The 19,384-nt window shown below is 66.2% G+C and carries 17 protein-coding genes; 3 read left to right on the forward strand and 14 right to left on the reverse strand.

The genetic code is table 11. From position 1 onward, the window contains the following. Positions 1–11 precede the first annotated feature (11 nt). Positions 12–884 carry a 50S ribosomal protein L11 methyltransferase gene (locus tag DEM25_RS14395; protein ID WP_109766402.1) on the forward strand — a complete coding sequence of 291 codons (873 nt, stop codon included), beginning with the start codon at positions 12–14 and terminating at the stop codon, positions 882–884. Positions 885–896: 12 nt separating this feature from the next. Here the strand turns inward: DEM25_RS14395 and DEM25_RS14400 are convergent, their stop codons facing one another. Then, a complete protein-coding gene (locus DEM25_RS14400; RefSeq protein WP_109766403.1) occupies positions 897–1,166 on the reverse strand; it encodes a BrnA antitoxin family protein in 270 nt (89 codons plus the stop codon). Between the two features lies 1 nt (position 1,167). Further along, positions 1,168–1,413 (reverse strand): BrnT family toxin, encoded by a 246-nt coding sequence (locus DEM25_RS14405; RefSeq protein ID WP_109766404.1) that lies wholly within the window; start codon positions 1,411–1,413, stop codon positions 1,168–1,170. A 456-nt stretch (positions 1,414–1,869) separates the two neighbouring features. Between DEM25_RS14405 and DEM25_RS14415 the strand changes: the two genes are divergently transcribed. Further along, complete coding sequence (locus tag DEM25_RS14415) at positions 1,870–3,705, forward strand: aminopeptidase P family protein (RefSeq protein ID WP_109766406.1); 1,836 nt, start codon at positions 1,870–1,872, stop codon at positions 3,703–3,705. Between the two features lie 194 nt (positions 3,706–3,899). Here DEM25_RS14415 and DEM25_RS14420 read toward each other — a convergent pair whose 3' ends face one another. Together DEM25_RS14420 and DEM25_RS14425 are read right to left on the reverse strand one after the other, a co-directional pair. Next, complete coding sequence (locus tag DEM25_RS14420; RefSeq protein ID WP_245412925.1) at positions 3,900–4,196, reverse strand: AzlD family protein; 297 nt, start codon at positions 4,194–4,196, stop codon at positions 3,900–3,902. Between the two features lie 7 nt (positions 4,197–4,203). Then, a complete protein-coding gene (locus tag DEM25_RS14425; protein WP_109766408.1) occupies positions 4,204–4,908 on the reverse strand; it encodes an AzlC family ABC transporter permease in 705 nt (234 codons plus the stop codon). Positions 4,909–5,083: 175 nt separating this feature from the next. On the opposite strand from DEM25_RS14425, the gene DEM25_RS14430 reads away from it, so the two are divergent. Continuing rightward, on the forward strand, positions 5,084–5,761 hold the full coding sequence (locus tag DEM25_RS14430) for a dimethylsulfonioproprionate lyase family protein (RefSeq protein WP_109766409.1): 678 nt from the start codon (positions 5,084–5,086) through the stop codon (positions 5,759–5,761). Between the two features lie 24 nt (positions 5,762–5,785). Here the strand turns inward: DEM25_RS14430 and ligA are convergent, their stop codons facing one another. From ligA to DEM25_RS14480, 10 genes are all read right to left on the reverse strand, one after another. Beyond that, on the reverse strand, positions 5,786–7,912 hold the full coding sequence (gene ligA, locus DEM25_RS14435) for an NAD-dependent DNA ligase LigA (RefSeq protein WP_109766410.1): 2,127 nt from the start codon (positions 7,910–7,912) through the stop codon (positions 5,786–5,788). 235 nt (positions 7,913–8,147) lie between these two features. Beyond that, positions 8,148–9,821 carry a DNA repair protein RecN gene (gene recN / locus DEM25_RS14440; protein WP_109766411.1) on the reverse strand — a complete coding sequence of 558 codons (1,674 nt, stop codon included), beginning with the start codon at positions 9,819–9,821 and terminating at the stop codon, positions 8,148–8,150. Positions 9,822–9,836: 15 nt separating this feature from the next. Next, positions 9,837–10,715 (reverse strand): outer membrane protein assembly factor BamD, encoded by an 879-nt coding sequence (locus DEM25_RS14445; RefSeq protein WP_375565705.1) that lies wholly within the window; start codon positions 10,713–10,715, stop codon positions 9,837–9,839. A gap of 150 nt (positions 10,716–10,865) precedes the next feature. Beyond that, the gene (gene lpxC / locus DEM25_RS14450) at positions 10,866–11,819 is read right to left on the reverse strand and encodes a UDP-3-O-acyl-N-acetylglucosamine deacetylase (protein ID WP_109766412.1); all 954 of its coding nucleotides are present in this window, start codon (positions 11,817–11,819) and stop codon (positions 10,866–10,868) included. A gap of 271 nt (positions 11,820–12,090) precedes the next feature. Beyond that, positions 12,091–13,866, reverse strand: a complete 1,776-nt coding sequence (gene ftsZ / locus DEM25_RS14455) for a cell division protein FtsZ (protein ID WP_109766492.1) — start codon at positions 13,864–13,866, stop codon at positions 12,091–12,093. Between the two features lie 65 nt (positions 13,867–13,931). After that, on the reverse strand, positions 13,932–15,251 hold the full coding sequence (ftsA, locus tag DEM25_RS14460; RefSeq protein WP_109766413.1) for a cell division protein FtsA: 1,320 nt from the start codon (positions 15,249–15,251) through the stop codon (positions 13,932–13,934). Continuing rightward, positions 15,251–16,111: a cell division protein FtsQ/DivIB gene (locus DEM25_RS14465; RefSeq protein WP_158585279.1), complete on the reverse strand. Its 861-nt coding sequence runs from the start codon at positions 16,109–16,111 to the stop codon at positions 15,251–15,253. Before DEM25_RS14465 ends, ftsA begins: the two co-directional genes overlap by 1 nt. A gap of 62 nt (positions 16,112–16,173) precedes the next feature. After that, entirely contained in the window at positions 16,174–17,100 is a 927-nt protein-coding gene (locus tag DEM25_RS14470) for a D-alanine--D-alanine ligase (RefSeq protein ID WP_109766493.1), read from the reverse strand. Positions 17,101–17,208: 108 nt separating this feature from the next. Next, positions 17,209–18,597 (reverse strand): MATE family efflux transporter, encoded by a 1,389-nt coding sequence (locus tag DEM25_RS14475; protein ID WP_109766415.1) that lies wholly within the window; start codon positions 18,595–18,597, stop codon positions 17,209–17,211. Positions 18,598–18,771: 174 nt separating this feature from the next. Next, complete coding sequence (locus tag DEM25_RS14480) at positions 18,772–19,236, reverse strand: ester cyclase (RefSeq protein ID WP_158585280.1); 465 nt, start codon at positions 19,234–19,236, stop codon at positions 18,772–18,774. Positions 19,237–19,384: the final 148 nt, after the last annotated feature.

Raw genomic sequence — 19,384 nt, forward strand, 5'->3', positions numbered from 1 at the left:
CCCCAGCCCCGATGAGCCAGGTCCGCGTCCACTTCACCGCCGCAAAGGCCGTCGCCGAACCGATGTTCGCGGCGATCGAGGCGGCACTCGAGGATGAGGGTTGGCCGGTCGCCATCTCCGAAACAGGCGAAGACAGCGGAGTGTTCGAGGTGTCCGTCTATGTCGAAGCCGACCGGGCCGAGGCCGCACGAACGGCCATCGCCGGCTGTTTTGGCGCCGATGCGGCAACGCCCGACTTCGGCATGGAGGAACTGGGCGATATCGATTGGGTGCAGAAATCGCTCGAATGCCTGCCGGCGGTCGAAGCCGGCCGCTTCATCGTGCATGGCGGCCACCAGCGCGATGCGGTTCGCGCCGGCACGATCGGCATCGAGATCGAGGCGGGACAGGCCTTCGGCACCGGCCACCACGGCACGACGAGCGGCTGCCTGATCATGCTCGACCGGCTGATCGCCCGGCGCAAACCCGAAATCAGTCTCGATCTGGGCGCCGGCAGCGCGGTCTTGGCGATCGCCATCGCCAGGCTGGCGCGCGCGCCGGTGCTGGCGACCGATATCGATCCGGTGGCGACCCGCGTCGCCGCCGAAAATGCGCGGCTCAACGGCGTCCACGCGCTGGTGCGCTGCGAGACTGCGACGGGATTCGGCCACCGCGCCTTCGCCGAAACCGGCCCGTTCGACCTGATCGTTGCCAACATTCTGGCCCGGCCGCTCATGGTCATGGCGCCCGACATTGCCCGCCATCTGTCACCCGGCGGCGACGTCATCGTGTCGGGCATTCTCACCGAACAACGGTGGAAAGTGCTGGCCGCGTTCCGTCAGGCGGGGCTTTTTCACTGCCGCACGATCGAGCGCGCCGGCTGGGTGACGCTGCACCTGCGCTAGCGAAGTCCAGTCTCAGCCCTCTTCGATTGCTTTTTTGAGTGCGTCGTCGATCCGCGACTGCCATCCGGCGCCCGTCGCGCGAAAATGCTCAACCACGTCGGCACTTAGCCGGATCGAGACCGGAACCTTTTTGGGCGTTTTTTGCGGTCCGCGCGTCTTTGGGAAAGCGTCGCGCACTTTCGGCGGCAGTTCGGCAGCAGGTTTGGCGCGCACAAAATCGGCGTCGGTCCATTCCTTCTCGGCCCAATCGTCGTTTTTGGTTTTAGGATCGGCTGGCAACATATCACCCGATCTCCTTTTCATGCGCGCGGCGCAGCATAATCACTCTGGCGCGGTCGCCGCGCATCGTGAAGGCCAATGCGTGGTAGACACCATCAAGCAGGCCCCAAGCACGATATCGCGTTTCGCCATAGTCGAACCGCGTGTCCTCGATGAATGCCCGAATCTCGAAATCGACTGCCCGAGCCAATGAAATGTCGTGCTTTTCGAGATTACGACGATCCTTCTCAGGGTCGAACTCGATCTCCACTTCAGAAACCTAGCACGGATCAAGCGACAACGAAAGCAAATTGCATATACAATAAAAACGCAAACCAAACAAAAAGGCAGCCCCGGGACGCACCCTGCGGACTGCCTTGATGGNGTTCGCCTTCAGCGTTTCATCGTCCAGCATCAGAAGCGTGCCGTTCACATATCCGGCCACCTGGCGCGAACGCGCTTCGATCATTGCGTCGAGCGCGGAGCGAAAGAAGCTTTTGCGGTTCTGGTTGGCCATGTCGTGTCTCCTTTGGAGCGTTGTGACACCGCCAAGATGGGCCATGCCGGTGCTCTCCGGTAGGCCGGAAAACGCAGGGCGGCCATGCGTTTTTCGCATATGCGAACAATCGATTTTGCAACGCAATATTCATGTTTGCGGCCGGACGCCCGTTGAAGAAGCGGCGGCGGGCGGCTAGCGTCCGGCGGCAACACACGAGCCCCGGGTTTCATGTTTCAGTCCTTCAAAACGCCATCCGATCCATCGACCGGCAAACCGCGCCTGAAGGCGGTGCGCGAGCGCATGGCCGCGATGGACGTGGACGTGTTTCTGGTGCCGCATGCCGACGCGCACCAGAGCGAATATCTGCCGCCCCACGCAGAACGGCTGGCCTGGCTGACCGGTTTCACCGGGTCGGCGGGCATCGCCGTTATTCTGCGCAATGCGGCCCATGTCTTCGTCGACGGCCGCTACACGCTGCAGGTGCGCAATCAGGTCGATACCGGCCTGTTCGCGCCCGAAAGCCTCGTCGATACGCCGCCGCACGAATGGCTGGCCGACAATCTCAAGGCCGGCACACGCGTCGGGATCGATCCGTGGCTGCACACCATCGCCGATACGCGGCGATTGGACAAAGCCTGTGACACGGCGGGCGCGACGCTGGTCCGCTGCGCGGTCAACCCTGTCGATGCCGCCTGGCAGGATGCGCCGCCCCCGCCGGCGACGCCGATCCGTGTCCACCGGCCCGAACATGCCGGTCGCAGCGCGAAGGCAAAGCTGCGCGATCTCGCCAGGGCCGTGCGCGACAAGGGTGCGTCCGCCACCGTGCTCACCGATCCGGCCTCGGTCTGCTGGGCGTTCAACATTCGCGGCTCCGACGTGGTGCACACGCCGCTCACCATGGCATGGGCGATCATCCCGGCGCGCGGGCGGCCCACGCTTTTCGTCGATCCGCGCAAGCATTCCGGCGATGTCACCGCCTATCTGCGGAACCACGCGAACCTGGCCGCCCCCGACACCTTGGAGGAGGCGCTCGCCGAACTCGGGCGTTCGGTCAAAAAGCCCGTCATGCTCGATGCGGCGCGTGCCAACGCCGCCATCGCCGACGCCATCGAAGCGGCTGGCGGAAGCACCGTCGCCGGCACCGACCCGGCCATCCTGCCGCGCGCCATCAAGAACCGTGTGGAGCGCAAGGGCGCCATCGAGGCGCAGCGCCGCGACGGCGCCGCCATGGTCGCCTTTCTCGCCTGGCTGGACGCACAGGATCCGGCCAAACTGGACGAGATCGCCATCGTCAAGCGCCTGGAAACGATCCGCGTCGAGACCGCCGGGCGCCTGGGCATGCCCATGCGGGAGATTTCGTTCGACACGATCTGCGGCACCGGCCCCAACGGCGCCATCGTTCATTACCGGGTCGATGAAAGCAGCAACCGCAAGGTCACGCCGGGCGAGCTGATCCTGATCGATTCGGGCGCGCAATATGATGACGGCACCACCGACATCACGCGCGTGGTGCCCACCGGCGCGCCGTCGGACGCACATCGCCGCCATTTCACGCTGGTGCTCAAGGGCATGATCGCCATCTCGCTCGCCCGTTTTCCCGAGGGCACGCGCGGCGTCGATCTGGATGTTCTGGCGCGCCGCGCGCTGTGGGCGGCGGGCCTCGACTACGGCCATGGCACGGGCCACGGCGTCGGCTCCTATCTGGGCGTCCATGAAGGTCCGCAGAACATCTCACGGCGCGGCATGGCGGCGCTGAAAGCCGGCATGATCGTCTCCAACGAACCGGGCTACTACGCCGAGGGCAGCCACGGCATTCGCATCGAAAACCTCGTCATGGTCGAACCGGCCAAGGTGCCGGAGGGCGGCGACATCGCGGTGCACGGGCTGAAGACGCTGACACTGTGTCCGATCGACCGGCGGCTGATCGAGACCAAAATGCTCGAACCGCCCGAACGGCGGTGGCTGAACCGCTATCATGCGCGCGTCCGCCGCGAACTGTCGCCGTTGATCGACGACCGGGCGGTTCTCGACTGGCTTGAGCAGGCAACCGCGCCCGTGCGCTGAACTTGCAGGACCGCGTCGAACGCCCCCCACCCTTCATTCCTCCCCCGCAAGCGTGGGAGGGAGGACATCAACCGCCGCCACTCTCTCCAAGGGTCGGGCCGGGTTCAAAAACCGCAGGTACGCTGCGCCGCCGAGGTCTTCCCTTCCACATTCATGGGGGAGGGATGAAGGGTGGGGGCAACACTTAGCGGCAGCTAGATCGCCTGCCGCAGCAGCCAGACCAGTGCCCAGCAAATGCCCAGCATGGCAAGCGTCGGCAGGCGCAGGGCCAGCACGATGGCGGCGGCGATGGTGATCGCCTCGGCAAGGCCGAAGAACACCGCGTAGGGCGCGACGATAGCCGTCAGGACGGCTGCCGGCACCGCGTTCAGCGCCGCCTCGACACGCGGCGGGATACGCTCGAAGCGCGACAGCACGGCGTGGCCGCCCACACGCGTTAGATAGGTCGCAACCGCGCCCGCAAGGATCACCCAGGCCGTCGCCGAGAGCACCATCGCCTCACACCACCAGCTTGTGGCCGGGCCTGACGCCGATGATGGCGGCAACCGCAACGCCGGCCAGCCCGCCAAGGCTGACATGCCACGGGCTGCCGACGAAATGATAGGCGGCGACCGAGGCGACTGCGCTGGCTGCCACCACCGGCAGCCAGTTGGCGCGGCCGCGAAAGCCCATCACCATGCCAAGAAAGTAAAGCGGCAGCAGGAAATCGATCGCATAGGCGGCCGGATCGTCGATCAGGCTGCCGAACACCGCGCCCAGCCAGGCTTCTGCCACCCATAGCGCATAAACCGGCAGCGCAAGCCCCAGATACCAGGCAAAGGGCGTCGCAATGCCCTTCTCCGCCTTCTGTTCGGTCGTCGCGAATTGCGGATCGGTCATCAGCGCGAAGGCCAGCGCCTTCTGCATCCGCGAATAGGCGCCGATCGTCTGACCCATCGTCGCCGAATAGAGAACATGCCGGAAATTCACCGCCAGAATCGAGAAGACGACGATCCACGGCGCGATGTCGGCGCCGAACAGCTCGATGCCGACCATCTGGCTGGCGCCGGCATAGACGGTCGCGCTCATCAAGGTGGCCTCGAACGGCGTCAGCCCGTTCTCGGCGGCCAGCGCGCCGAACAGGAGGCCGAACGGCGCCACCGCGATCATGATGGGCACCGCGTCGCGCACGCCGCGCCAAAAGTCCGACTGAGTCGCTGTCATGAAGATCTCCGATCCTCCGGTTAGCGCGCGGCGGGCCGGGGTGTCACGTCAGTTTTTGTCACCGCGACAATCAGCGTGGCTGAAAGGCGGTCTCCGCCGCGTCGCATCGGCCGTCGCAAACGGCGAAGCGCGGGCCGGACGGCCGCGATAGGGTTCACGGTGAAGCGAGACCGCCATGACGCATCATCTCAGTGACGACGCCGACCTGTTCTACCTGCTCCGCGAATTCGATGTGGCCTATCGCTACGCGCCCCATGGCGGCAGCGCGGCGATCCGCGCCCACATGCGCCGGGTCCGCGAGCGTATCAGCCGGGTGCTGAAGGACAATCCGGCCGTCGAATTCACCGTACCGTCGCGCGTGCCGGTCAACGCGCACATGACCCGTGCGCTCGACAATGGCCAGCAGGACGCCGCCGAGGGTTTCGTGCGCGCCACCGCCAAGATGGCCGACCGGTTCGCCTGGCAACACGGCTATGAGAAGATGCCGGCGGCGCTGGCGCGCAAATACGGCTATGCGGACATTCTGGGTCCGGGCGGGCTGGTGCGGGCAGAAGACATCGCGCTCGGCTTCGTCCTGTTCGGGCCCGGCTGCGTTTATCCCTCGCACAAGCATGACGGCATCACCGAGAGCTACATCGTCTTGTCGGGCGCCTGTTCGCAGAACGACATCGGCGTCTTCCGCGCGCCCTCGATGATCTTCAACGCGCCGGGCACGACGCACACCATCCGTACCTCGGCGAACGAGCCCTGCCTGCTCGCCTATGCCTGGACCGCCGAACCGCAGGACATGGGCGCCCACAAGATGCGTTTCAGCCGCACACGGCGCCCGAAGGACGCGCCCGGTCGGTCGTGACCGGACATCGACGCCCGGCGCCGCTCACAGCCCTTCAGTGCGGTTGAACCACTCGTCCTCGTCGATCACCTCGATGCCCAGTTCCGTCGCCTTTTTCAGCTTGGAGCCGGCACCCGGCCCGGCCACGACCAGATCGGTCTTGGACGAAACCGAGCCGGACGCCTTGGCGCCCAGCCTGTCGGCCATCGCCTTGGCCTCGTCGCGGCTCATCCGTTCGAGCGATCCCGTAAAGACGATGGTCTTGCCGGCGAACGGGCTTTCCGTGGCGGGCCGCTCGGCGTCCTCGACAGTGAGCTGGCCGACAAGATCCCCGACCATCTGGAGATTGTGGTCCTCGCCGAAATAGCGCGCCACCGCATCCACCACCGCGCCGCCAATATCCTCGATGGCATCCATGTCCTCGCGCGCGCCTTCATCGCCCGCCGCGATCTTGCGTGCGGCCGCATCGAACTCGGCCCATGAGCCATAGGCGCGTGCCAGCGTCCGCGCCGTCGTCTCGCCGACATGGCGGATGCCGAGGCCGAAGATCAGCCGTTCGAGCGGGATCGTCCGCCGCGCCTCGATCGCGTCGAACAGGTTCCTGGCCGAGACCTCGCCATAGCCGTCGCGGTTCTTCAGCGCGGTCAGTTCGGCGGCATCGTCGCGCGCCCTGAGCGTGAAGATGTCCGCCGGCGCGCGGATGCGCAGCGGGTCGTCCTCGGGCAGATCGTGGAAATAGTCGATCTGCTTGTCGCCGAGGCCGTCAATGTCGAACGCCTTGCGGGAGACAAAGAGCTTGAGATGCTCCTTGCGCTGGAACGGACAGGCAAACTCGCCGGAACAGCGCCGCACGACCCCCTCGCTGCCGCCGGCCGTCGCCTCGCGCACGATCGGCGTCTTGAGCGGACACGGACATGTCTCGGGAAAGGCGAAATCGGCGGCATCGGCCGGCCGCTTCTCTGGCACGAACCCGAGGATCTGCGGGATCACGTCGCCAGCGCGTTGAACGATGACGGTGTCGCCGATCTTGATTCCGAGCCGGGCGATCTCCTCGGCATTGTGGAGCGTCGCGTTTTCGACCACCACACCGCCGACGGTCACCGGTTCGAGCCGCGCCACCGGCGTCAGCGCCCCCGTGCGTCCGACCTGGATGTCGATGGCGTTCAGCACCGTCATCGCCTTTTCGGCGGGAAACTTGTGCGCGATCGCCCAACGCGGCGAGCGCGAGACGAAACCGAGCCTTTGCTGCAGCGCCAGATCGTTGACCTTGTAGACCACGCCGTCGATGTCATAGGGCAGTTCGCCCCGCTCCAGCTCGACCCGCCGGTAGTGGGCGAGCAGCGCCTCGACATCGTCGAACACGCCCATCAGCGGATTGGTGACGAAGCCGTATTCGTCGAACTTTTCCACCATGCCCATCTGCGTGTCCGACGGCATGGCGCTGACTTCGCCCCACGCATAGGCGAAGAATTTCAGCGGGCGGGACGCGGTGATCGACGCGTCGAGCTGGCGCAGCGAGCCGGCCGCCGTGTTGCGCGGGTTCACATAGACCGGCTTGCCCGCCTCCTCCTGCCGGCGGTTCAGTTCGGCGAAATCGTCCTTGGTCAGATAGACTTCGCCCCGCACCTCGAACACCGCTGGCGGGTCGCCGGCGAGCGTTTCGGGAATGTCGGCGATGGTGCGCGCATTGGCGGTCACGTTCTCGCCGACCGCGCCATTGCCGCGCGTCGCCGCATAGGCGAGCCGGCCATCCTCATAGCGCAGCGACAGCGACAGACCGTCGATCTTCGGCTCGGCGGTCAGCGCCAGCGGCGTGTCCTCGCCCATTTTCAGGAAGCGCCGCACCCGCGCAGCGAAGTCGTGGACGTCCTGATCGGAAAACGCATTGTCCAGCGACAGCATCGGCACGCGGTGGGCGATCTTCTCGAACTTCTCCGACACCGCCGCGCCGACCTGTTCGCTCGGGCTGTCGGCACGCTTGAGGTGCGGAAACCGGGCTTCGATCGCCGTGTTGCGCTGCTTGAGCGCATCATAGTCTGCGTCCGAAATGAACGGCGCATCCTCGCCATGATAGGCGACATCGTGCCGCGCGATCTCACCCGCCAGCCGTGCCAGTTCGGCCGCCGCTTCGGCTTCGGTCAGGGCGTCGACGGATTTGGTTTCGGCCGTCATGGCAGTGTCCGCTGTAGATACGACAGCGCAGGATTAGCGGGATTTGCCGGGCGCGGAAAGGCCCGTCGCGCACCCACCTCCCCCTTGAGGGGAGGTCGGAGAAGCAAGCGAAGCGAAGCTGATCCGGGTGGGGGTATCAACTCTCCCGGCCGTTGCAGAAACACCCCCTCCCGGCTCTGCGTCATTGCATTCGGCAGTCGCCGACCTCCCCTCAAGGGGGAGGTGGCACGTTCAACTACCCAGCCCCCGCAAGAAGCTGCTCGGCCGCCGCGCGGGCTTCGGCGGTGATCTCTGCGCCGGCCAGCATCCGCGCGATTTCCTCGCGCCGCGCATCGCGGTCCATCTCGGTGACCGAGGTCACGACGCCGCTGCCGTTTCCGCCGCTCTTTTCGATCAGGAAATGGTGCGCGGCGCGCGCGGCCACCTGCGGCGCGTGCGTCACGGACAGCACCTGCACGCCGTCCGACAACCGTCTCAACCGCCCGCCGATGGCATCGGCCACCGCGCCGCCGACGCCCGTGTCGATCTCGTCGAAGACCAGTGTCGGCGCCGAGCCCCGGTCGGCCAGCGCGACCTTGAGCGCCAGCAAAAAGCGCGACAGTTCGCCCCCCGAGGCGACCTTCATCATCGGGCCGGCGCGGGTGCCCGGATTGGTGCGGACCCAGAACTCGACCTCATCGATGCCCGCCGGCGTGCGGCGGTCGGCGTCCGTCGTGCGGTGGACGATGAACTCGGCCTTGTCGAGCTTGAGATCGGGCAGTTCGGCCATCACGGCGCCGGTCAGCGCCTCTGCGGTCTCGGCGCGCCGGGCCGACAGGTCGGCCGCCGCCCGGTCATAGGCGACAAGCGCCTCGCGCGCTTCCCGTTCGAGGCCCGAAAGCGCCGCTTCGCCGGCATCGAGATCGGCAAGCTGGTCGGCCATCGTCACGGCCAGCGCCGGCAGATCGTCGACCGCGCAATCATATTTGCGGGCCGCCGCGCGCAGGCCGAACAGCCGCTCCTCGGTGCGTTCGAGCGCCTGCGGATCGTGGTCGCTGTCGGCGATCGCCTGCTCGATGCGGTTCTGCGCCTCGGCAAGATGATCCAGCGCTGCGGCCAGATGCTCGTTGACATCGTCGAGCAGCCCCGGAACTTCGGGCGCCTTGCGCTCCAGCCGCCGCAGCAGCCCGGCAATCTCCGGCACCGACGAGGCTGGCCCGCCCAGCGTTTCGTTCGCATCGTTGAGATCGCCGGCCACCTTTTCGGCGGCCATCATCGCGGAGCGCTTTTCCGCAAGCGCCTCTTCCTCGCCCGCTTCCGGCGCGAGCTTTGTCAGTTCATCGACCGAGGCGCGCAGGAAATCGGCCTCCCGCGCCGCCGCCTCGATGCGCGCGCGCTGCCGGGCAAGCGTCGCTTCCGCGTCCTTCCACGTCCGGTGCAGGCTCGCCACATGGGCAGCATCAGATGCAAGGCCGCCAAAGGCGTCCAGCAGATCGCGGTGGGACGCGGTGTCGACCAGCGCCCGGTCGTCATGCTGGCCGTGAATTTCGACAAGCTGCCGGCCGGCGTCGCGCAGGATGGCAACGCTGACCGTCTGATCGTTGACGAAGGCGCGCGTGCGCCCGTCGGCGCTCTGCACCCGGCGGAAGATCACCGGTTCCCCCGGCTCCACGGCGACGCCCGCATCCTCGAACAGGCCATGCAGCGGATGGCTGGCGGCCAGATCGAACACCGCCGTCACCTGTCCGTCTTTCGCGCCCTGGCGCACCAGACCGGCATCGCCGCGCCCGCCAAGGGCCAGCGAAAGCGCATCGAGAAGGATGGATTTGCCGGCGCCCGTCTCGCCGGTCAGAACCGCAAGGCCCGCCTCGAAGCGGATCGCCAGCCTTTCGATCAGCACGATATCGCGGATCGACAGCTCGCTGAGCATTGCAAGATGTCCGGGTCAGCCGCCGGCCGGGCGGACCAGCACGTTCTGCGTCGCACGGGAAATCCACGAGCCGGCGTTTTGACGCGGCTCCAGGCCGCCGGTCGCCAGCAGCGCGTAGGAATCGGCATACCACTGGCTGTCGGGGAAGTTGTGGCCCAGGATCGCCGCCGCAGTCTGCGCCTCGGAAGCAAGGCCCATGGCGAAATAGGTCTCGGTCAGCCGCGCCAGCGCTTCTTCGACGTGGCGTGTATTGCCATATTCCTCGACCACCAGCCGGAAGCGCGGCAGCGCGGCGGCAAATTCGCGCCGTTCGAGGTAATAGCGGCCGACCTGCATTTCCTTGCCGGCGAGCTGGTCGCGCGCGGCACGGATCTTCGCCTTGGCGTCTTCCTCGTAGATCGAGCCCGGATAGCTCTCCAGCAGCCGGTTGAAATTCTGGATCGCCAGCTGCGTGTCGCGCTGGTCGCGCGTCACTTCGGGCATCTGGTTGAAATAGGAAAGCCCGATAATGTACTGCGCGTAGGCCGCGTCTTCATGGGTTGGATAGAGATTGACGAAGCGCCGCGAGGCCGCGATCGCTTCGTCGAACCGGCCCATCCGGTAGGATGTGAAGGCGGCCATCACGTTCGATTTGCGGGCGAATTCCGAATAGGGATGCTGCCGGTCGACGGCCTGGAACTTGCGCTGCGCCTCGCGCAGCCGGCCCGTGTTCAGATTGGCCAGACCCTGATTGTAGAGCACGTCGGCGGGCTCGATCGTGTCGACATAGCTCGACAGATCGACGGAGTCGTTGTCGCGGGCACACCCGCTGACGCCCGTCGCGGCCAGCGCGACAAGGGCCATCATCGTGCCGATGCGCACGGTGCGCGATGCTGATACTCGATTGGCGCTCATGAACCAGCCCGTCTCCTACTGCGCGCAGCAGGTTTTCCCCGCCGCGCGAACACCCGCCCGTTTACCCGTTCGGGAACCCTGCGGCAACGCCTGCAAAGGAATTGGCGCGATTTTGTGGCGGTTGCCGTTAACGGCGCCTGCCGCCGCCCGTCAAACCGCCCAAGGCGCGTAGACCTGGCCGGTCACGGCGACCAGATCGCCGGCATAGACGATGGCGTGCGGCACCGGGGTTTCGACGATCTCGTAAGCGGCCGGATCGGCCAGCAGCGCGCGCAGCGCGATCGCGTTCAGCCGGTGGCCGCCGCGATAGGACGAAAAACAGCCGATGAAATTGGCGCCGGCGAGCGCCAGATCGCCGACCGCATCGAGCGTCTTGTGCCGCACGAACTCGTCGGCATAGCGCAGGCCTTCGCAATTGACGATCGTATGATCATCGCCGATGACGACAGAATTGCCCAGCGACGATCCGAGCGCATGGCCCGAGGCCCAGAGCCGCTCGACGTCCTTCATGAAGCCGAAGGTGCGCGCATCGGCCAGCTCGGCGCAGAAAACGTCACCATCGATCTCGTCGCGGAATTCCTGCCGCCCGATCGCCTTGCTTTCGAAATCGATGACGATCTCGTAGCGCGTGCCCTCATGCGGGCGGAACTCGGCCCAGGAACCGCCATGCTCGACACGCACGGTCTTCTTGACGCGGATATAGCGGCGCTTGACCAGATGGTGCTCGATGCCCGCTTCCTCGATCGCGGCAATGAAGATACGCGCGCTGCCGTCCATGATCGGCACCTCCGACGCGTCGATCTCGACGATCACATTGTCGAGCCCCAGCGCCGAGAAGGCGGCCATGATGTGTTCGATGGTGGAAACGTGGACGCCGGCGGGGTCGCCGAGCATGGTGCACAGATCGGTGGCGCCGACCTGCGAAACCACTGCGGGAAGATCGACCTTGGAGCCGTCATCGAGAATGCGCCGGAAGACGACGCCGGTATTGGGCTCGGCGGGATGCAGCGTGATCGACACTTCCGCGCCCGTATGCACCCCGATTCCCGACAGGCTTACCGCTTTGCGCAGTGATGCCTGATAGGCCCGCAGATCAGTCCCCATGAGCTATCCCTGCTCTTATTGTTGTGCGAAACGTCCCGTTCCCCGGACCTGTTTCGTAGCGTCTGACGAAGGGACACCCTCTCCACTTCGCGCCGCACATTAGTCGCGAGTCGGCGAAACGGCCAAATCACGGATGGTTACCATATGTAACGCGCATGGCCCGCCGGTTATGTACATTCACGAGTACAATCAGTGGTTTAACAATTGGCGAACGGGGCGCTTGCGGCGCCCCGTGAGCAGGTTGGCGACGAGCCGGCGGCCGGAGCCGAAGTCAGTTGGCCTGGCGCCGCAGGAAGGCAGGGATTTCCAGCTGGTCGTCGCTGTCGGCCACCGGCGACGGCGCCTGGGCGCGGCCATGGTCGTCGAGATGGCCCTTGCGCGGCGCATACAGCGCCGCATCGGCACCGAGCGTGCGGCGCGGCTGGCCGGCTCCGTGCTCGATCGACCCGGCCGGGCGCAGGCGCGGCGGCTCGGGCGCATCCATCTCGTCCTTGCGCGACAGGCCGTGCGTCAGCCGCTTGAGCAGGCCCAGGGGACCGCGCTCGTCATGGGCGTCGTGATCGTCATGCGCGGTGTCGCGGGCTTCCACTTCCGCCTGTACCATGGGCGGAAAATCCTCCACCTGCGGCATGCGCGGCTGCGGTGCAGGCGCTTCGGCCGTCGGTGCTTCGGGCATCGGTGCCGGCCGGGCCGGCGCACTGGCGGCTGCGGACGCTGGCAGGTCGGTTGCCGGGCGGGCCGGCATCGGCTGCGGCGGGGACTGGAACAGCCGGCTCTGCGGCCGGAATTCGCTGTCGGCCTGCGCCGGGGCGGCGGCGCCGGTCGTCGTGGACGCCATCTCGAAGGCCGCCATGTCGCGCTCGGTCTCGGCGATCACGTCGTCGCTGACAGACGGAGCCGGTGCCGCCGGCGCGGCCGCAGGGGTCGAAACGGTGGTCTGCACCGGAGCCGGCTGGCTGCGCGCGGCGGGCCGCAGCACCGACGGCTTGTCGGCACCGCTGTCGGGCTTTGCGGCGGGCGCTGCCGCACCGGTCACCGCGCGCGGGATCGACGAGGGCGCCGGTCGCGCAGCAGCCGCAACACCCGATTCGATGCCGGTCGCGACGACCGATACGCGGATCAGCCCTTCCAGCGACTCGTCGAATGTCGCGCCCAGGATGATGTTGGCGTCCTGGTCGACCTCTTCGCGGATGCGCGTTGCCGCCTCATCCACCTCGAACAGGGTCATGTCGCGACCGCCGGTGATCGAGATCAGAAGGCCGCCCGCGCCCTTCATCGAGGTTTCGTCAAGCAGCGGGTTGGCGATCGCAGCTTCTGCGGCGGTCATGGCCCGGCCTTCGCCGGACGCTTCACCCGTGCCCATCATCGCCTTGCCCATGTCGCGCATCACCGAGCGCACATCGGCAAAATCGAGGTTGATCAGCCCTTCCTTGACCATCAGGTCGGTGATGCAGGCAACGCCGGAATAGAGCACCTGGTCGGCCATGCCGAACGCGTCGGCAAAGGTGGTCTTGTCGTTGGCGATGCGGAACAGGTTCTGGTTCGGGATGACGATCAGCGTGTCGACATTGGCCTGCAACTCCTCGATGCCGTCATCGGCGGTGCGCATCCGGCGCTGGCCTTCGAAGTGGAACGGCTTGGTGACGACGCCCACCGTCAGGATGCCGCGCTCGCGCGCCGCGCGGGCGACGACCGGCGCCGCGCCGGTGCCGGTGCCGCCGCCCATGCCGGCGGTGACGAAGCACATATGCGTCGAATTGAGGTGATCGTTGATCTCGTCGATGCATTCCTCGGCCGCCGCGCGGCCGACATCGGGCTGCGAGCCGGCGCCCAGCCCTTCGGTGACGCCCATGCCCAGCTGGATGATCCGGCCCGCCTTGTTCATCGACAGGGCCTGCGCATCGGTGTTGGCAACCACGAACTCGACGCCGTCGAGCCCGCCGGTGATCATGTTGTTGACCGCGTTGCCGCCGCCGCCGCCCACGCCGAACACGGTGATCCGCGGCTTGAGCTCGGTGATGTCCGGCTTTTGGAGATTGATTGTCATGGTTTCATCCTCTGTGTGTGCCAGACCGGCCTGCGGCGCTGGGGCCTTGTTGCCTTCGTCCGTGTCTAGAAGCTCTCTTTTATCCATTGTGTCATCCGCCCGAGCGGCCCTTCTGTTCCGGTCAGCCTGACCGACGCGGTTCCACGAAAACGTTCGCTTGAGTGATCATTGGCCGCCACCTGCGGATAGACCATCAGGCCGACGGCGGCGGCAAAGGCCGGACCCTTGGCGGCGGCCGGCAGCCCGCGCACGCCCAAGGGCCGGCCGATCCGCACATTGCGCCCCAATATCCTGCGCGCCATGTCGGTCAGCCCGCCCAGTTGCGCCGCGCCGCCCGTCAGCACGACACGCTTGCCGACCACCGACGAATAGCCGGACGCATTGATGCGCTCGCGCAGCATTTCCAGCGTCTCCTCGACGCGCGCGGCGATGATGCGGTTCAAAAGGCTGCGCGGGATCTGGTGTCCGCCCTCGTCGCCATCCTCGCCCATCGCCGGCACCTGGATGATGTCGCGGTCGTCGACCGAGGTGGCGATCACCGAGCCCTGCATGACCTTGAGCCGTTCGGCATCCTCGAGCCGGCAGTTGAGCCCGCGCGCAACGTCCATCGTCACGTGATGGCCGCCCAGCGGGATCGACTCGGCATGCACGAAACGGCGTTCGGAGAAGATCGCGATCGAGGTGGTGCCGCCGCCCATGTCGACGCAGGCGCAGCCCAGTTCCAGTTCGTCATCGACCAGCGTCGCAAGGCCGCTCGCATAGGGCGTGGCCACCAGCGTCTCGATGGTCAGATGGGCGCGGTTGATCGCCAGTTCGAGGTTGCGCACCGGCGCCGCATCGGCCGTCAGAAGGTGCATGTTCAGCGCCAGTTCGTTGCCGATCATGCCGCGCGGATCGACGATGCCGCGCTCGCCGTCGAGCATGTGGTCGATCGGCAGAAGGTGGACGACGTGGCGGTCGACGCGCGCCGCCCGCGCGATCGCCGCGCGCAGCACCTGTTCAATTTCACGCGGCGAGACCGGCTTGTCCTTGAGCGGCAGTGTCGCCGTGCAGGTCGATGATTTCGGCCGCCCTGCGCTCAGATTGACGATCATCGAATCGACGGTGACGCCGGCCATCCGTTCGGCGGCTTCGACCGCATGGCGGATCGCCCGTTCGGCGGCGTCCAGATCGACCAGAACGCCCGACTTGATGCCGAGCGAACGGGTGTGGCCGATGCCGATCACTTCGCCCTGATGGGTGCGGCCCGACAGGAAACGACCGGTCTCGGACGGCATCATCCTGGCGATCATGCAGACCGTCTTGGTGCTGCCCAGATCGAGCACCGTGACGGTCGCCGTCCGGCGGCTGCGCTTGCCGGTTTCCTGGGTGCGGGCGGGCGCCATCAGATGCGGTTCCCCCGCCGTGCCTGTTCGCGGGCCGCATCGCGCGCCTCGATCAGCGCCTGACGCGCTTCAAGGGCGTTGCCGGTCAGCGCAAAAAGGGTGCGATCCTCCAGCCGCATGTCGATGGCGGCCAGATCGCGGCCGAACACGTCCAGTTCGTCTTGCATGGTGACGAGACGCTCGAGCGCCCGCTCGACGCCCGTCTCGGGCAGGCGGACGGTGATGCCGTTGTCGAGCCTGAGATCCCAGCGCCGCTGGCCGACGCGAATATGGGCGCGCACGCGGTCGGCGACGATCGGGTATTGCTGCACGGTGGCGACAAAGCCCGCGCCGGTCTCGGCGGCGCCCTTGCCGACCAGAAGCGGCAGCGCGGCAAGGCGCGGATGGGCCGCATAGCCGCCGATCACCGCGCCGTCCTGCTCGATCACCGACAGGGCCTCGCCGGTCTGCCACACCGCGAACGGCGACCGTTCGCCCACTTCGACGACGAGCTTGGAGGGATAGACCTTGGCGATGCGGGCGCTGGCGATCCAAGGCAGGTCGGTCAGCGCGGAGCGTGCGGCGGCCGGCTCGATCGAGACCAGCGACCGCCGTCCGTCGAGCCCGAGCGCGGCAAAGACGTCGTCGACCGGCGTATAGGTGTTGCCGGACAGTTCGATCTCTTCGACGGCAAAGCCCATCGCCGCGGTCGTCTGCTCGACAGCCTGGCCGAACTGGCCGCCAAGAACCGATCCATAAAGGATCGCCCCGCCGATCACCGCGCCGAACAGCATGGTTTCGGTGCGCGGCGGCACGCTGACATCGCCGGAGACCAGACGCTGGATGAACCGGACGGGTCGGCGCAGCGCGCGCGGCAGCACGCGGGTGCGTGACCCGCGCTTCGCCGAGGCCGCGCCGGCTCCCGCTCCGATCCGATCTGACGTCAACGCATGCAAGTTGCGTCCTCCACCATCCACTCAAGCAATTCACCGAACGAATGACCGGCATGAAGGGCGATCTCCGGAACCAGCGAAGTCGCCGTCATCCCCGGTTGCGTGTTGATTTCCAGCCAGATCAGCTCCCCGTCGGCGGAGAACCGGTCATCGTAGCGAAAATCCGAACGCGTCACGCCCCGGCACCCGAACGCCTGATGTGCTTTCAGCGCCAGTTTCGTTATCGTTTGGTAAATATTTGGTGAAATTTCCGCCGGGCAGACATGTTTTGAACCGCCTGAAACATATTTTGAATCATAGTCGTAGAACTGGTGGCCGACCGGTATGATTTCGGTCACGCCCAGCGCCACATCGCCCATAACGGCACAGGTCAGTTCGCGTCCGTGAATGTAGCGCTCGACCATCAACCGGTCGCCATAGGCCCATTCGTCGGAGGTGATGATCTGCGGCGGATGGGCCTGGTCGGCTTGGACGATGACGACGCCGAAGCTCGACCCTTCGGACACCGGCTTGACCACATAGGGCGGCTGCATGGGGTGCTTGGAGGTGAAGGCATGCCGGTCCATGACCTTGGATTCGGCGACCGGAATGCCGTGCGTCTTCGCCAGCCGCTTGGACATTTCCTTGTCCATGGCGAGCGCCGTCGCCAGAACGCCCGAATGGGTGTAGGGGATTTCGAGATATTCGAGAATCCCCTGGATCGTGCCGTCCTCGCCGAACGGGCCGTGCAGCGCGTTGAAGGCAACGTCGGGCTTCAGATCGGCCAGTGTCTGGGCCACGTTACGGTCGACATCGACGCGCGTGACGCGATAGCCGACCTTTTCCAGTTCGTCCGCGCAGGCATTGCCGGAATCAAGGCTCACAGGCCGTTCGGAGGAAAATCCGCCCAAAAGGACGGCGACGTGTTTGTTGGGCATGGTCTCTCCGGTCTTGCGCGCACCGCCGGCGCACGGCACCGGACGGCGCAATCATAGGCTGCGAAACTTGACGCACGCTGGAATGGCGGGACCGCTGAATGCCTGCCGTCAAAGGCCGATATTGGGCCGCAGCGCGAAAAAGCGGTGGCTGAGAAGGATCGCCGCGACCAGAAGGCCGAGCGCCATGCCGACCCAGACGCCGACGCCGCCGAACCCGAGCGGAAAGGCGAGCAGCCAGCCCAGGAACAGACCGACCGGCCAATAGGCGAAGACCGCGATGATCATCGGCACGCGCGTGTCCCTGAGCCCGCGCAGCAGCGCGGCGGCGATCGCCTGGGCGCTGTCGACAAGCTGGAAGCAGGCACCGACGAACAGCAGCGGCACCGCATAGGCCAGAACCGCCGCCGTGTCCGGGTTGCTCTGGTCCAGAAACAGCGCGATCAGCGTTTCGGGAATGGTGAAGAACAGGAGCGCGCTGGTCGCGGCGAAGGCCAGGCACATGGCCATGACGGTCTTCGCCGCCCGGTCGAGCCCAAGCGCATCGCCACGGCCGTGATAGTGGCCGACGCGCGCGGTCGCCGCCTGCGCCATGCCCATCGGCACCATGAAGGCGAGCGAGGCAAGCTGCAGCGCGATGCCGTGCGCGGCGAGCGCGACGACGCTGATCCAGCCCATGAAGATCGACGAGAAGATGAACAGGCCCGTCTCGGCGGTGATCATCGTTCCGATCGGCAGGCCGATGCGGAACACTTCGCCGAAGGCCGGCCAGTCTGGCCGCCAGAACCGCACGAACAGTTCATAGGGCCGCGCCCGCTCGTTGAGCGCCGCATAGGCGACCAGCAGCCCGAAGACGAGAAGATTGGTGCCCAGCGTCGCGATCGCCGCGCCGCGCATGCCCAGTTCCGGCGCGCCCCAATTGCCGAAGATGAACGCCCAGTTCAAAAGCGCGTTGAGCACGACGCCGGCCATCGTCGCCCAGAAGACGATCCGCGTGCGCTCGATCACCGTCAGAAAGCCGCGCAGCGTCCACCACAAAAGAAGCGGGAAGATCGACCATTGCGCGATGCGCATATAGACGCGCGACAGTTCGGCGACCGCCGTGTCCTGGCCGAGCGCCAGCATGATCGGCTCGATGAACCACAGGACCGGCATCACGGCCAGGCAATAGAGCGCGCCGACCCACAGCCCCATGCGCACCGAGCGGCGCACCTGGCGCTGATCGCCCTGCCCCTCGGCGGCAGCCGCCATGGGCAGCACCGCATAGGCAAAGCCGGCGCCGAACATCATGATGGTGAAGAGGATCTGCGTTGCGATCGAGCCGGCCGCCAGTTCGGTGACGCCGTACCAGCCCAGCATCACCGTGTCGGTGGTGTTCATCGCCATGCCGCCAAGCTGCGAACCCACCAGCGGCACGCCGAGCGCCAGCGTCGCCCGCGCGTGGGCGGACCAGCTCATCGGCGCGGGCGCCGAGCCGAGGCTGTGCGATGCTGTGCTCATCGCCCGCCTCTACGCCCGCCGCCGTGCCCTGCCAAGCCAATTGTTGTGACCGGGACAAAGATTGGCAGGGCCGCTCAAGCAAGAAAACCCCGCCGATGACGGGGCTTATTGTTGGTGCTTGGCGCTCTGATCGATCGATGCTTGAAGTCCGCAAGAACTTGCCCCGGTGGGCGTTCACTCCGCCGTCAGTTGGGCGACAACCGACGTCCAGTCTTCAAGATGATAGGTCAGAACAATGCGGCCATTTTCGACGGTCAGTATGTCGATTGACATGGCTTCGAAGCTCTTGCCCGTAGCCGGGTCAACACCGAAGAACGGACCTACAGGCGTCCCCCGGAACAGGCTGCGCACGACGAACCGCCCGTCATCGAGATCGATGATTTCCTGTGGTTCCCACACCAAATCCGGCACCACCTGGCCAAGAAAGGCGATGGTGTTCAGCATGCCCTGCGCGCCCTCGCCGCCGGGCGGTGCGGGAATTGAGACAACGTCGGGCGAGAACAGCTCGTAGTACCGCTCTTCCGTGGTCCCGGCCGGGTCGGTGAGCACATCGGTATAGAATGCGCGTACGGTTTCCTGGTCGGATGCCAGGGCCGGGCTGCCGAGGGCGGCGAAGACAAGGGCGGCGGCAAGAGTCATTCTCATGGTAAAGGTCCTTTCAGATCGGTTGGCTGGCCGAAATGTGGGCCGCGCCCGTGGTTAGACAATTTGTTACCAATAGGTACGAAAAAGTGGCACACGACGTCAAGAAAAAAATACCGGATGGTATAAAAATGACTGGAGACGG

It is taken from the genome of Oceaniradius stylonematis (genome assembly GCF_003149475.2).
Lineage (GTDB): Bacteria > Pseudomonadota > Alphaproteobacteria > Rhizobiales > Rhizobiaceae > Roseitalea > Roseitalea stylonematis.